Source organism: Halomonas bluephagenesis, assembly GCF_054790765.1.
The window spans coordinates 218751-232464 of the sequence record NZ_CP133631.1 but is presented as its reverse complement, the minus strand read 5'-3'; the positions used below and the strand labels follow the sequence as shown (position 1 = coordinate 232464).

Below are 13714 nucleotides of genomic sequence, written 5' to 3'. Positions count from 1 at the left end.
AAGAAAATTTTGAGTGAAAGGCTGGGTCACGCCTCAAGGGGAGGGCGGCTTGTGTGAAGTGGTATATGCAATATCGGCTTTCGACCCAAAGCGGCCCTTTCAGAGAAAGCGGCATGCTGACTCAGCCGTGTTATGCAGCCGGCACGATAATCTATGTCATGCTGCCTATTTATACTTAATTAATTTAAATTTCAATGGGATAGCTCGTGAATGAGGGGATGTATAACCTGAATGGACGCGCCGCAGGGTTCATTCAGGTTATGTAGAGGGGAGTATCATCACTGTTATACCTATAAGGATTGAACCGTGAAATTACCAGTTACATGTGCACAATGCATGCAAGCGGACATCGCAAACGCGATGATCATCGCAACGGTTGAATTCAAGGATGATGGTCGATATGAGATTATGTGTCCAAAGGGCCATTCTTCCATTACCCTATTGCAACAACAAAAGTTTGAAATACTTTTTGATATTGGCGCTTACGCAATCGTAGATGGCTATTATCGAGAGGCAGTTTCGTCGTTTACTTCTGCATTAGAAAGATTCTACGAATTCTTTATAAAAGTTGTATGTATATCAAAAAATATTGATTTTTCTAATACGCAAGAAGCATGGAAAGAGATCTCGAATCAATCTGAAAGGCAGCTAGGAGCTTTCATTTTTCTTCATCTTCAGGAAACTGGAAGTAAGCCAACTTTGCTCAGCAATAATAAAATAAAATTTCGTAATGAAGTTATCCATAAGGGCAAAATACCAAGTAAAGAACAGGCTGTTGAATATGGTCAGGCCGTTCTCGATGCGGTTCGCCCACTTCTTAAAAAGCTCAAAGAAGAGTATGGAGATGCGGTCGGAACGGCTACATTCCAGCATCTAAGCAATACCAGAAGTCCATCTGATAATAGTATGGCTGTTTCAACGATGTGCATTTCAACAATTTTAAGTCTCCTTGGCCGCAGAAACTGAGTGCAACACCTGAGCATTTCGCTAAGGTGTTGTCCCATGTCTTACCTCGAACTCAGTATTGAAGAACGTGCCAGCATCCAAGTGGGTCAAGCCCAAGGGATGAGCCTTCGGCATATTGCCCAGCTCCTGGGGCGAGCTCCTTCAACCATCTCTCGTGAAATACGCCGTAACCAAATGGCCCAGAACGGTTACTGCGCCCGGTACGCCCAACGTCAGCGAGAAAAGCGTCGAGAGGTCTGTCGTCCTGCGCGTAAGCTTTTGCCAGGCACCGAGCGGTTTGATCTCATCGTGCATATGTTGCGGCGACGCTTGTCTCCCGAACAAATTAGCGGCAAGCTCAAGACGATGAAACTACCTGATTTGCGCGATGCCTACGTCTGCCGAGAGACCATCTACACGGCCATTTATGCCTTGCCTGTTGGCCACCTTCGCAAGGAACTGATTCACTGCTTGCGACAAGGTAAAACCACACGCAAGCCTCGCCGTGGCGAAGTGGATCGACGTGGCCAGATCCCTGACATGGTCAGCATTCACTTACGTCCGCCCGAGGTCAGTAAGCGTGAAATGCCCGGCCACTGGGAAGGCGATCTGATCAAAGGTAAGAATAACGCGTCCGCGGTAGGCACCTTGGTAGAGCTTAGTAGTGGCTATCTGATCCTCGCAAAAATGGACGACGCCACCGCCACCTCCGCCGTAGCAGGCTTTAGTGCTGCTCTGAATCGAATGCCGACCACCGCTCGAAAAAGCATGACCTATGATCAGGGGCGTGAAATGGCACAACATGCAAAAATCACTCAAGAAACCGGCGTTGCGATTTACTTTTGCGATCCCCATAGCCCCTGGCAACGTGGGGCCAATGAGAATATCAATGGCCTTATCCGTCAATATTTACCGAAAGGAACGGACCTTTCAGTACATAGCCAGGAAGAGCTGGACGCCATTGCCTTTGAGCTGAATATGCGACCTCGAAAACGCTTTGGATTTAAATGTCCGATAGAAGTGATGAGCGAGCTGATGGCCAAGTACCATGAAAGCCCATCAACCATCCAATGAGTGTGTTGCACTCAGAGTCTGCATCCGCCCTCTCTAATGGTGAGCCAGCCCATGATGAGAGAAGCTTGAAAGATGCAATCTCACAGCTACGGCGTTGGTAAAAGGTATAACAAGGCGCTATTGCCGGACAAACTTGCCGCAAAGCGCGGCGTTATGTGATTAGCGGAGAAATCAATGAGTGATAGTTTATTCTTTAGAGAAAAATGCCCGAAATGCAGAGCAAAAAATGTTAGATTTGAGGTGATGTCGGAAAGCATAAGTGATGACTCTATCTATGCTGAGGCTTATGTATATGACGACTGGAGGGAGTATGATTACTTTCTTTTTTCACTCTCATCAAAATGCAACGAATGCAATCGAATTGTATCGGCAGATGTTGCAGTAATACACAACTTCGAAAAAAACTCAAAATGTGAATCACTAAAAGAGTTTTCTAGCATCGATGGTGAGTTAATAAGCAATGAAAAATTGCTTATTCATTTCAATTCCCCTCCAGTTATACCAATGCAGCCAATAAGTAGTCCAACGATCGTTGATATACTTCATTTATTCGAACAGATGGTACAATGCTACAATATTAAGTCATGGGATGCTGTAGGTATGTTATGCCGAAAAATTATTGACATAGAATCACAAAAAATGTGGCATAAAAAGTTTCCAGGTATTCGTTGTCCAAATCTCTACAATAGGGTCGAGAAATTGCTAGTTCCTGATAAAGATGTTGAAAAAAGCGATGGCTGTCTAAACATAGATAATAAAAACCATAAAATTTTAAATCGAATTGAGCAAATAAGACTGCTAGGTAATGAAGCAGCACATAGTGAGTTGCTTTTCGATGAGACAGACGCAGAAACGGGGTATATTTTCACAATGTTTTTTATGGACGAAATTATTGGTTGGGAGTGAAAATCACATAACAAACTATTCAAAAGGTATTCGCAACGAGTGGCATTTTTACTATGCATTGGTTTAAGTGATTACGGTGGTATGCTGCAGCTTCGATATAGCGTTTCTCACCTCTTAACAGGGCTTTATGCATCAGCAAGGAGTTGATATCCGTGGGAGATAAAAAACCATACTTACATTTTAACGCATTTTTGGCCAAAGATGAGCATGCTTCTCTGCAAACTGCGGACTACCTAAAAGTTCCATCTCAAGTTAATGCTCATGAGCTTGATAGTAAACATGACCTTGAAGGAAAATTGTTCTTAAAAATTAATAAAGAGAAAAAACCCAAATGGAGTGGTTTTGCGGAGAATGTTACAGGCGTTTCATTAGATGAACTCTCTAATCGTTCCAGTTCAGCAGTTCTTATTATCAAACCAGCCACAGCTACAATGGCTTTTACCTTTGGCTATGGTCGATTCCTGATAGATACGAAATATTTTGTGCATGATTTTGGAATTAAAACTGCGCTTAATACACTTAACCATGACAGTTTGCGGAGCGTTGACCTTTTCACGCTAGAAGATCAGGCAGTCCAGAAAAAGTCGCAAGCTTCTAGAGAGTCCTCTGTCGGTGTGTTTGGTATTGATATCTCGAGAGATGTTCTTAGAGCTGTCACTGGGTCACCTAAAGATGGTGTGAGCTTGAAAAACATTTCTGGCGGGGATGCTGTTTATTCATTTGGCGTAGAAATGGATGTGGATGAAATATCCCAATTGGTTGATTTGCTCTTTGCTTACTATGCAAATGATTCATACAAAAGAAACTTTTCCTGGGTCGATAATATTAGGAAGGTCAAAGCAAAGTCCGAAATTGATCGTTTGGATTCTAAGTTGATCGATAAAATAAAAACAAAGAGCACCAAAATAACCATAACTATTCCTGAGATTGTTCAATGGGATAGCATCTATGGGTTCAGCTACACTCGAACTAAAAACTCTATAAAACCAACCATCGAGCCTAAGGAATACATTGATAACATAGATTTCGCTAAGGTGTCGATTGACTCAATCAAGCGAGACAGGCTATTTGTTTACGACGTTAATGAAAATGAGTCCGAGCATCAAATATATAAGTGCATCTATTTTGAACATAAAGAAATAGATAAAACTTACATACTATTCGCAGGGTTATGGTACGAAATCGACAATAGCTTTATGGCTAGAGTTGACGCTACGTTGGGGAGGATAAATGTATCATCTCTTGCTTTTCCAAAAGTTTATATTTGGGATGAAATAGAAGACGGAAAGACAAAATCAAAGATTGAATCAGAAGGTGATTACAATAAACGAGCTTCGACAAACTATAGCTATCATCTGCTCGATAAGGAGTTGATAAAAAGCAATAGAACCACTACGTCTATAGAGCTATGTGACTTGATGACAGATAACAAGCAGTTTGTTCATGTTAAACATAGAAAAGGCGGATCAGCTGGTTTAAGTCACCTTTTTGCACAAGGTAGTGTCTCTGCTGAGATTTTGCTTGGTGACAGAGAATTTAGGAAAAAAACGAGAACTGTTTTAAGACGAGTAAGTAGTGGTTTACAGGATAGTGTTCCACTTGATAAATTTAAAAGCGATGGCGTTGAAATTGTTTTTTTGATCTTAGGTGAGGATTCAGCAAGCTTAAAGAGCAATTTACCGTTTTTTAGTAAAGTTAACCTATCAAAGGCATTCGAAAACTTATCGCAAAGAGGTTTTGAAGTAAGTGTTGCTGGTGTAGGAACAGAGTCCAAACCTAATGCATAAAGAGGCGCTGAACTTGGATAAATTATTCGCTTTGTTCCTAATTTACCGGTGAGCGCAGCTTTAGCTTCACTTCACAGGAGAACGGAAAGCTCCATGAATGACATTCAGAAATACTTAACACCAAACAGAGAGGATTTTGATAAAGATCCTTTTGGTTACAGTGCATTGGCTCGACATAAATGGGGGATGGCTAGCACCATCGCAGGCTTTCCAATCGATATTACAAAACCAGCAACAGATGAAGAGCTCAAAAACCCTATACTCTGGATGTCGCAGGCTCATGCGCTTTCAGAAGCTGCAGCGGCTGTCCTAAGTAAAGATCAAAAATTCGAAGTTATGCCTCCACCAGTGCGTAGCGCATGTGACAGTCAGTACTGCGCAGTTGGGCTAATGCTTGTCGGTTACAGCTTAGAGATATGTCTGAAGTCTATGATAATTATTAGAGAAGGAGTTGATGGTTATCGAAAAATTGAGAAGAAAACAAAACATCATCGGTTACACGATTTAGCAAACTTTATACCTGATCTAAGTAAAAAAGAAATCGCAATACTTAGGGGGCTAACTCATTTTGTTTATTGGGCAGGTAGATATCCAGATCCAGGATCCGGAAAAGAAGGTGAAGCAGAAGAAATTTTCAATATATCAGAAAAATATAAAGTTTCAGCCCATGACCTGTTTAAATTAACAACAAAGGTTATGGGTCATGCGCAGACTGTGGCGGCAGAGTTATGATAAAAGTCAAAGCTAACAAGAAAAAGCAGCCGGACTGCTCCGCCGCGCGCTGTTTTCGGCGTTAAACCGCTACATCAGTGTCGCCTAAAAGACCGCTTCTGGCCGTATAACGACGGTTTGTCCTAGACCGTTGTTTGACTGCATCACACTTCTTTGAATAGGCCATAGGATAGCTCCAAAAACGCGACGAGACTCGGAGGTAGCTCCAATCAGTCCACCCAAAAATCTATGAACGCGGTTCAGGGTAGAGCGGGGCAATGCTGGCCCGACAAAACTCAGGCGTTGCCGCCGAAGGTCTTACGCCAGTCGCGTGGGCTGACTTGATGATGCTGCCTAAAGTGTTGACGGAAAGATGTCGCTGTATGAAAGCCAACTCGTTCCGCAATCGCTTCCACCGACAAGGAAGTAGTTTCCAGTAGCTCACGCCCACGCCGTAACCGCTCGTTGACAAGCCACTCCACCACCGTCATTCCGGTCGCTTTTTGAAAGTGGCGCGTGAAGGTGCGTCTGCTCATGGAGGTTCGAGCGGCTAGCTCATCGATGCGATGCGAACCGACTAGGTTTTCTCTCAAATAGTCCAATAAGCGATTGATATGGGCGTCTTGAGTGGAGATGGCAACGGGTTGCTCAATGAATTGCGCCTGCCCACCTTCGCGGTGCGGGGGAACCACCATAATACGGGCAATCTTGTTGGCAATCTTCGCGCCGTAATATTTGCGCACCAAGAACAAGCAGCAATCCAGGCCTGCCGCCGTGCCTGCGGACGTCACTAGACGATCCTCCTCTACATAAAGCGCATTGGTGTCCAGCTTGACCTTTGGGAAGCGGCCACTAAAGTCCTGCTCGGCGACCCAGTGAGTTGACGCCCGCCTGCCGTCGAGCAGTCCAGCGTACGCCAGTGCATAAGTGCCGTAACAAAGCCCCACCACATGAGCGCCCCGTTCATGGCAGCGGACGAGCGCCTCGGCCAGCTCAGGCGGTGGTGGTTCATCTAGGTCATGCCAGCCAGGTACCACGGCTATATCCACGTTATCCAAGAGCGTTAAGCCGCCATTGGGCCTTATTGTCATCACCTCCTCACTCTCTAGCGAATCTTCCCAAGGTGCGACGATGGTCAGATCGAAGAGTGGGTGATCGGGGAGAGCCATGCCGAACACCGTATAGGGCACCGAGAAATGAAAAGGAGTGATACGGGGATGGAGAATTAAACCTACACGGGGTAAGGACATGGCTAACTCCTATGGTGTTCTCAACTTAACCGTACCATGATGGCCCAAAACTTTCGAACACTGGCTTTCAGGCCAATTTTTTTGTCGGTCGTTTCTCTCTACACTGCCTTCCATCAACCCAACAGCGTATTGAAGGAAGTCGTTAGATGCTCATCAAAACCTTATCCAGTTCCCTTTTCGTTGCCACGGCTTTCATCGCCGGTAGCGCATTTGCAGAGTCAGGCTCTCAGGAGACAACGCAGCAGGTGCAGCAGATTCGCAATGCAACGGTGAAAATCACCTATGGGGACACCACCTTTTTGGTGGACCCGATGCTGGCCGAGCAGGGCGCTTATCCTGGCTTCGAAAATCCCTACCGTAGCGAGTTGCGTAACCCGCTGGTGGGGCTGCCCATGCCCGTTGAGGAGATAACCGACGGCGTCGACGCCATCATCGTTACTCACACACACCTCGACCACTGGGACGATGCTGCCCAGGAGCTACTGCCGAAGGACATGCCCCTGTTTGCACAGAATGCTGCCGATGCTGAGCTTATTCGCGCTCAGGGTTTCAGCGATGTGCGTATTTTGGACGGTGAGGCGGAATTTGGTGGAGTGACACTGCATAAAACGGGCGGTCAGCATGGCTCTGACACTCTCTACGCTGTGCCTGAATTGGCGGAAACCCTCGGTGAAGTGATGGGCGTGGTCTTCGAGGCGCCGGGACAGAAGACAACCTATTTAGTCGGCGATACCGTGTGGCGTGACGAGGTAGAGCAGGCACTGGAGCGCTATAACCCCGACGTGATCGTGCTGAATACTGGCGCCGCCGAGTTAACCAGTTTTGAAGGTGATCCCATTATTATGGGTAAAGAAGACACGCTGCGCACCCATCAGGCAGCCCCCAATGCGTCGATCATCGCGGTGCATATGGACGCCGTGAACCATATGACGCTAAGCCGTGACGAGCTGGCCGAATACGTGCAGGAAGAGGGTCTCCAGGAACACGTATTGATTCCCGCCGACGGCGAAGTCATCTCCTTTTAATCCCAAGGAGGAAGGGGAGCCAGCGACTCGAACAAGTAGTCGAGAAAAACGCGAACCTTGCGTGAACGAAGACGGCGTTCGGTGGTAAGCACGTGGATGTCGCGTCGCCCGGGCATGACCTCGCAGCGCCAGTATTCAAGCAGTGCGACCAATGTCCCGGCTTTGAGCTCGTCAGCAATTAGCCAGGTTGGAAACATCACCAGCCCCTGCCCCAAAAGGGCCGCATGGACCAAGCTGATAGCATCGTTGCTGTAAAGGTTGCCGGTGACTTCGAAAGGCTTGGCGCTCGTTTGATCCGGTGCCTGAAAGTACCATCGCTGGCGGCCCATCTCGCCCTGATAGATCAGGCAATTGTGATTAGCGAGTGCCTCCGGCGATTCGGGCTCACCGTGTGCTTGAAGATAGCTCGGCGACGCCACGATCACGTAATTCATCGGTGCTAGACGGCGCGCGACTAGCGATGAGTCTGCGAGATTGCCCACGCGAAAGGTGATGTCGTGCCCTTCGCGAACCGGATCGACCACGTGGTCGTTGAGTTGCAGTTCGGCCTTGATGGAAGGGTACCGGTCTTGAAAGCGATGAAGCAGGGGCACAATCTGACGCTGACCAAACGCTACCGGGGCATTAATGCGTAGCATGCCGCTGGGCTCAGCATTGGGGTGCGCCAAGGCCTCTGTGGCGAAGTCGAGCTGCTCTAGAATATCGCGTACTTCTTCGTAGTAACGCCACCCCGCCTCGGTAAGTGCCACGGCTCGGGTATGCCGGTAAAACAACGGCTGACCTACGTCCTCTTCCAAGCCTTGGATCTGCCTAGAAATGGAAGAAACCGCTCGATGGAAGTGGCGAGCGGTAGCGGTGAAGCTTCCCGTCGCAGCGACACGCTCGAATACGCGCAGGGCATTGAGATCCATCGTGTTGAAACTCCTTAAGTTGCGTCTTGTGCAATAAAGATTTGCAGTGCTTTTGATTGTAGCAATGAACGACCGCTACCAGAATGTGGGCATCGGCTGCCCGCTTGGCGGCCAGACATCATTCACGAAAGGATAAAGCCCATGCGTAAAGGGATTGCACTAGTCGTCGGTGCCACCGGAATCACTGGTGGCAATTTAGCTTCCTACCTAGTGGCTAGCGGTTGGACGGTTTACGGGCTATCACGCCACGCCAGCGAACAGAACGGCGTGATTCCAGTGACCGCGGACCTGCTCGATGCGTCCGCTACCCAAGAGGCGTTGGCCGGCCTGCCAATTACCCATGTGTTTTACTGCACTTGGGTCGGTCGCGAGAACGAGAAGGCCAATGTCGAGGCCAATAGTGCCATGATGCGCAATCTTTTCGCGTCGCTTGATGACGTTAATCTAGAGCACGCATCGCTGGTTACGGGAACCAAGCAGTATCTCGGTTCGTTTGAAGCCTACGGCAGTGGTCGCATTGAAACGCCGTTCCGCGAATCCGAGCCGCGGGTTCCTGGCGATAACTTTTACTATGCGTTGGAAGACGTCTTGTTCGAAAACGCCGAGCGTCAAGGCTTTGCCTGGAACGTTCATCGTCCGCACACGGTCATTGGCTACGCCCGTGGTAATGCCATGAACATGGGCACCACGCTTGCCGTCTATGCCTCAATTTGTAAGGCAACCGGCAAGCCATTCATATTCCCCGGTTCGCAGATTCAATGGAACGCACTAACTGACATGACTGACGCGCTGGTTTTGGCGCGCCAAATGGAGTGGGCCGCGACGACACCGGGAGCGGCGAATCAGGCATTCAACACGGTTAACGGTGACGTTTTTCGCTGGCGCCGTATGTGGCGTGAGATTGGCGAGTACTTCGGCCTTGAAGTGGTCGAATGCTCTGAAACGACGCAGCCGTTAGACACACAGATGGCCGGGATCGACGACACTTGGCGTGAAATTGCCGAGAAGCACAATCTGGTCGAGGCTGATGTCACTAAACTTGCCTCATGGTGGCATACGGATGCCGATCTGGGCCGTGACCAGGAGTGTGTCAACGATACTACCAAGTCACGCGATTTCGGTTTCGACCATTTCCGCGAGACCCGCAGCGCCTTCTTCGACCTATTTGATCGCCTACGTGCTGAGAAGATCATTCCCTAATAGCAAAATATCAGCAAGACGAAAGCTTGTAAAACAAGACTCGGCGTCGCTAGGCGCTGGGTCTTGTTATTTATGGAACTGGATTTTCTGAAACTATAAAATTTATCAAATTGACAGCCTTTGGCCGCATACTGATTAATAGACCAAAGTGATTTGTAGAAAACACATGTCGAGGGACTGCTTTTCCACCGTACCCCAACCATCCTAAACCTGTGCACCATGCAGCGAATTTCCCATCTGAAAAATTCCAACATCAAAGTACTAACCCCTGAAGATTGGGCGCTATACAAGTCAGTCAGGTTGGAATCGCTCAAGGATTCCCCTGGCTCGTGCGATCAGGAAGCGGCATTGTCAGATTCTGATTGGCAGTTCGTTTGTATTGGTCGTCTGGCTTTATAGGTACGGGCCAGGCGATGCAACTTAGACGTGATTCATTTCTTATGATGCAGCCCAAGAAAATGATGTTACACGGTTCTGCATAAAGCCCCCTATAAAAACTTTTTAAACGCAAAAGTGCGCTCGAAACAAGCCCTCCGACGTTTTGGTTAACTAGGCGATATCGTTCTGTTTACCTCTTTTAAGCACTATGTTGGCGCAGATTGCGTGAGCCTTTAGTTCACATTTTTTAAATTTAACAAAACTACGTTCGCCAGCGCACAGTGAGTATGTGTTTTAAGGTCCATCCTGAGGTTAAGCGAGACAAGGGAAGTGTCTAAACAAGGACGTTGCGCTATGCGCTGCCAGGAAGGCAGCGCCACTATGATTCTTTTAATTCGGTGTCGCAAGGAGTGCGGCACTATCTTTAGTGATTTCACTGATTAAAGCTCAGTGTTAGATTGTTGTATTAAAATAATTATTATTGCTTCTTTGATAAGCAATAAATATTTCCCAGGCTACATAGCCCCAGCATGTACTTAAAAAATTCATAATACTACGTTCGCCAACGCACAGAGAGTACGTGTTTTAAGGTCCATCCTAACGGTGAGCGTGGCAACGGAAGTGCCTAAAAAAGGACGTTGCGCTATGCGCTGCAAGGGATGAAGCGCGCCTTTCTTATTGTACGACAAGTCTTCGGTAGTGCTTCAGTTTTCGTCTTGCGGGTTGCGCTTGGCGTTGCTCTCGAAGAGCAATCTTGACACTCGGCCGCGCAGATGCCGATATCATGACTTATCAACGTTCATTACAAATGATGAGTCACTATACCTTTAGTGCCTAAAAGGATATTTATAAGTAAAGGATCGTACGAGTCTGCATTAAGTCGATCCACTGTAAGGAAAATATTATGAAAATCATCTTTGCCCTAACGCTTGGAACGATAGCCTTACTCTTGGCGGTTACCGCTCAAGATTCGCTTATTGCTCGAATCTTCCTTGCTGCGGTGGGCCTTGCAATATACGCGGTGGTGCTGATCCCAGGGGCTGCTCGCAAGGCATCTGGGTCTCGTCAGCCGGACGGGCCAACCATCGGTGAATTCAGCGATCGATCCCAAAAGAAGCCGCTAAAACTCCAGAAGGAACTCTTCTGAAAACGCGGACTTATTCTACGGGCTTTCTCTACGGACTTTTCTACAAGCAGCATGCGCCACACTACGCTGGCAAAGGAGGCTATATGCCGAGAACTTCAGGTAGCCAAGATCGTCTGACCGATTTGAAAGAGTTCGGAGCGGATCCCGGGTCGTTGCATGCAGACACCTATATTCCAAAGAACTTCTCTAAAAATGGGCCCCTTGTCGTTGTACTTCATGGCAGCACCCAGTCGGCAGAGGGCTATGATCTAGGGTCAGGTTGGTCGGCGCTTGCCGACGAATGCGGGATAGCACTTCTGTATCCAGAGCAAAGGCAAAGCAATAATCCGATCAGCAGCTTCAATTGGTTTAAGTCTGGCGATAGCCGCCGAGGCGAAGGCGAGCCACTGTCTATTCGTCATATGATCGAACAGGTCGTTGATGATCATGAGATCGACCCTGGGCGGGTTTTTATTACAGGGATGTCTTCGGGCGGCGCCATGACCTCTGTGATGCTGGCGACTTATCCAGAAGTGTTTGCGGGAGGCGCGATTATCGCCGGGTTACCTTACCGCAGCGCTGACAATTTGATGGAAGCGGTCGTTCGCATGAAAGGATTTGGCGGCCCGTCAGATAGTAAGCTCGATGAGCTGGTACGTGGAGCCTCGACATTCGACGGCCCTTGGCCAACGATCTCGGTCTGGCATGGCGGCAGCGATGCAACCGTCGATCATTCCAACGCCGACTCTATCGTTCGGCAGTGGCAGAAAGTTCACAAGGTTGAAGGGCCGCCGACAAGGGTGGAGGAGGTTGACGGCTTTCCTCGACAGGTTTGGAGCAACCCTGACAAGCGGGAAGTGATCGAAGAGTACATCATCGAAGGAATGGGACACGGCACGCCGATTATGACTGATGGGGAAGAGGGGCTTGGTGAAGAAGACAAGTACATGCTGGAGGTTGGCATTTCTTCGACCCGTCACATCGCATATTTCTGGGGCCTTACTGAGTCCGTGAAAAGTTCCTAATAAAATATCGTCAAACGGTGGCTGGGCATATACCGCTGCCACCGTTTAGACACCCTTGTTGAGAACGAGCCCCCCATGAGCGGTTAAAGGCTCTGGCGACACGGTGATGTGTTAGCTCACTACGGCGGCGCTATCGCCAACCTGCTGCTTAACTTTCTCTACGATATACGCCCCAATGGGAATGGCAGACGTCGCCGCAGGCGAGGGTGCGTTACACACGTTGACAGTACGCGGCGTGTTGACGAACAGGAAGTCATCGACCAGCTTGCCATCGTTGGACACCGCCTGGGCACGCACGCCAGCTGGGTAAGGCTCAAGATCTGCCAGCGTTAAGCTCGGGCAGTACTTACGTACTTGCTGAAGGTAGCCTTTTTTATAGAGCGAGTTCTTAAACTCGGAAAGCCCTGGGCGTAGGTTGTCTTTCAGCACCTGACGAATGCCGCTATGGCGCAGCATGGCTAGCGTATCGGAAAGCGAGATGTCGGTCTTTCGATAGCCTTCACGTTTCCAGGCCAGTACCGCGTTGGGGCCGACCGTCACGCTGCCGTCAATCATGCGCGTTAGGTGAACGCCAAGAAACGGCATCGAAGGGTCAGGAATTGGGTAGATCAGATGGTTGACGATTTGATTGTGCTGCGTGGGAAGACGGAAGTACTCGCCGCGGAACGGGCAGATAGTGAAGTCCGGTTCGATACCTAGCATACGCACCACTCGGTCTGCCATCAGGCCTGAGCAGGACACCATGTAGCGGGTAGAAAAATCGCCCTGGCTGGTGGAAACCACCACCTCGTTGGTTCGTTCACTTAAGCCGGTCACCGACGTGGCGTAGCGAATCTCACCGCCAGCGGCTTCGAACTCACGGCCCATGGCAGCAGCCACTTCAGCATAGTTGACGATGCCGCTGGAGGGGACAAAGATACCACCGACGCCCGTGATGTTAGGTTCACGTTCGTGCAGTTCCTCTGCTTTCAGCCAATACCGCTCCAAGCCATTAGCCTCCGTGCGCTCCCACAGGGCCTTCATGCGCTGAAGCTCGAGGTCATTGGTGGCGACTAGCAACTTGCCGCATTCATCGTAGGCAATGCTGTGTTCGTCACAAAACGCCTTGGTGGCGAGGTTTCCCTCTAGACAGAAGCGCGCCTTTAGGCTGCCGGGCGTGTAGTAAACCCCTGCATGAATCACGCCACTGTTGTGGCCTGTTTGATGACGGGCAGGGCCATCCTCTTTCTCAACCAGCAGCATCTTCTTGTCAGGGTAGGCGCGGATAAGCTGCATGGCCGTCGACAGCCCAAGAATGCCGCCCCCGATAATAATGTAGTCGTACATAGGCGTCTCGGTAGTCAAGGGGAAAAGGCCACCGTCATGGCGGTGGCCGA

12 protein-coding genes are annotated in these 13714 nt (G+C 48.8%); 9 read left to right on the top strand and 3 right to left on the bottom strand.

Features of this window, described 5'->3' with window-relative positions:
- Positions 1-306 precede the first annotated feature (306 nt).
- The 5 genes from REH51_RS01110 (at position 307) to REH51_RS01090 (ending at position 5444) form a co-directional block, all read left to right on the top strand.
- Positions 307-966 (top strand): hypothetical protein, encoded by a 660-nt coding sequence (locus tag REH51_RS01110; protein ID WP_143759789.1) that lies wholly within the window; start codon positions 307-309, stop codon positions 964-966.
- A 36-nt stretch (positions 967-1002) separates the two neighbouring features.
- Positions 1003-2019 (top strand): IS30 family transposase, encoded by a 1017-nt coding sequence (locus REH51_RS01105; RefSeq protein WP_234667734.1) that lies wholly within the window; start codon positions 1003-1005, stop codon positions 2017-2019.
- 174 nt (positions 2020-2193) lie between these two features.
- Positions 2194-2925: a hypothetical protein gene (locus tag REH51_RS01100; protein ID WP_498936653.1), complete on the top strand. Its 732-nt coding sequence runs from the start codon at positions 2194-2196 to the stop codon at positions 2923-2925.
- 152 nt (positions 2926-3077) lie between these two features.
- Complete coding sequence (locus REH51_RS01095) at positions 3078-4712, top strand: TIGR04141 family sporadically distributed protein (protein ID WP_498936652.1); 1635 nt, start codon at positions 3078-3080, stop codon at positions 4710-4712.
- Between the two features lie 93 nt (positions 4713-4805).
- On the top strand, positions 4806-5444 hold the full coding sequence (locus tag REH51_RS01090; RefSeq protein ID WP_009724580.1) for a HEPN domain-containing protein: 639 nt from the start codon (positions 4806-4808) through the stop codon (positions 5442-5444).
- 275 nt (positions 5445-5719) lie between these two features.
- Here REH51_RS01090 and REH51_RS01085 read toward each other — a convergent pair whose 3' ends face one another.
- On the bottom strand, positions 5720-6673 hold the full coding sequence (locus tag REH51_RS01085; protein ID WP_009724581.1) for a GlxA family transcriptional regulator: 954 nt from the start codon (positions 6671-6673) through the stop codon (positions 5720-5722).
- A gap of 146 nt (positions 6674-6819) precedes the next feature.
- On the opposite strand from REH51_RS01085, the gene REH51_RS01080 reads away from it, so the two are divergent.
- Complete coding sequence (locus REH51_RS01080) at positions 6820-7698, top strand: MBL fold metallo-hydrolase (protein ID WP_498936650.1); 879 nt, start codon at positions 6820-6822, stop codon at positions 7696-7698.
- On the opposite strand, the gene REH51_RS01075 is transcribed toward REH51_RS01080, so the two are convergent.
- Positions 7695-8609: a LysR family transcriptional regulator gene (locus tag REH51_RS01075; protein WP_009724583.1), complete on the bottom strand. Its 915-nt coding sequence runs from the start codon at positions 8607-8609 to the stop codon at positions 7695-7697. The genes REH51_RS01080 and REH51_RS01075 overlap by 4 nt on opposite strands.
- 141 nt (positions 8610-8750) lie before the next feature.
- Here REH51_RS01075 and REH51_RS01070 point away from each other — a divergent pair, with 141 nt between their 5' ends.
- From REH51_RS01070 to REH51_RS01060, 3 genes are all read left to right on the top strand, one after another.
- Positions 8751-9809, top strand: a complete 1059-nt coding sequence (locus REH51_RS01070; protein ID WP_009724584.1) for an SDR family oxidoreductase — start codon at positions 8751-8753, stop codon at positions 9807-9809.
- 1282 nt (positions 9810-11091) lie between these two features.
- Positions 11092-11334 carry a hypothetical protein gene (locus REH51_RS01065; RefSeq protein ID WP_009724585.1) on the top strand — a complete coding sequence of 81 codons (243 nt, stop codon included), beginning with the start codon at positions 11092-11094 and terminating at the stop codon, positions 11332-11334.
- Positions 11335-11417: 83 nt separating this feature from the next.
- Positions 11418-12338, top strand: a complete 921-nt coding sequence (locus REH51_RS01060; RefSeq protein ID WP_009724586.1) for an extracellular catalytic domain type 1 short-chain-length polyhydroxyalkanoate depolymerase — start codon at positions 11418-11420, stop codon at positions 12336-12338.
- 111 nt (positions 12339-12449) lie between these two features.
- On the opposite strand, the gene lhgO is transcribed toward REH51_RS01060, so the two are convergent.
- Entirely contained in the window at positions 12450-13664 is a 1215-nt protein-coding gene (gene lhgO / locus REH51_RS01055) for an L-2-hydroxyglutarate dehydrogenase (RefSeq protein ID WP_009724587.1), read from the bottom strand.
- Between the last annotated feature and the right edge of the window lie 50 nt (positions 13665-13714).

Excerpts from the sequence above, each read along its gene's own strand:
- REH51_RS01070 (WP_009724584.1), top strand. The coding sequence starts at position 8,751 with ATGCGTAAAGGGATTGCACTAGTCGTCGGTGCCACCGGAATCACTGGT.
- REH51_RS01090 (WP_009724580.1), top strand. The coding sequence starts at position 4,806 with ATGAATGACATTCAGAAATACTTAACACCAAACAGAGAGGATTTTGAT.
- REH51_RS01100 (WP_498936653.1), top strand. The coding sequence starts at position 2,194 with ATGAGTGATAGTTTATTCTTTAGAGAAAAATGCCCGAAATGCAGAGCA.
- REH51_RS01065 (WP_009724585.1), top strand. The coding sequence starts at position 11,092 with ATGAAAATCATCTTTGCCCTAACGCTTGGAACGATAGCCTTACTCTTG.
- REH51_RS01060 (WP_009724586.1), top strand. The coding sequence starts at position 11,418 with ATGCCGAGAACTTCAGGTAGCCAAGATCGTCTGACCGATTTGAAAGAG.
- lhgO (WP_009724587.1), bottom strand. The coding sequence starts at position 13,664 with ATGTACGACTACATTATTATCGGGGGCGGCATTCTTGGGCTGTCGACG.
- REH51_RS01075 (WP_009724583.1), bottom strand. The coding sequence starts at position 8,609 with ATGGATCTCAATGCCCTGCGCGTATTCGAGCGTGTCGCTGCGACGGGA.
- REH51_RS01080 (WP_498936650.1), top strand. The coding sequence starts at position 6,820 with ATGCTCATCAAAACCTTATCCAGTTCCCTTTTCGTTGCCACGGCTTTC.
- REH51_RS01085 (WP_009724581.1), bottom strand. The coding sequence starts at position 6,673 with ATGTCCTTACCCCGTGTAGGTTTAATTCTCCATCCCCGTATCACTCCT.
- REH51_RS01105 (WP_234667734.1), top strand. The coding sequence starts at position 1,003 with ATGTCTTACCTCGAACTCAGTATTGAAGAACGTGCCAGCATCCAAGTG.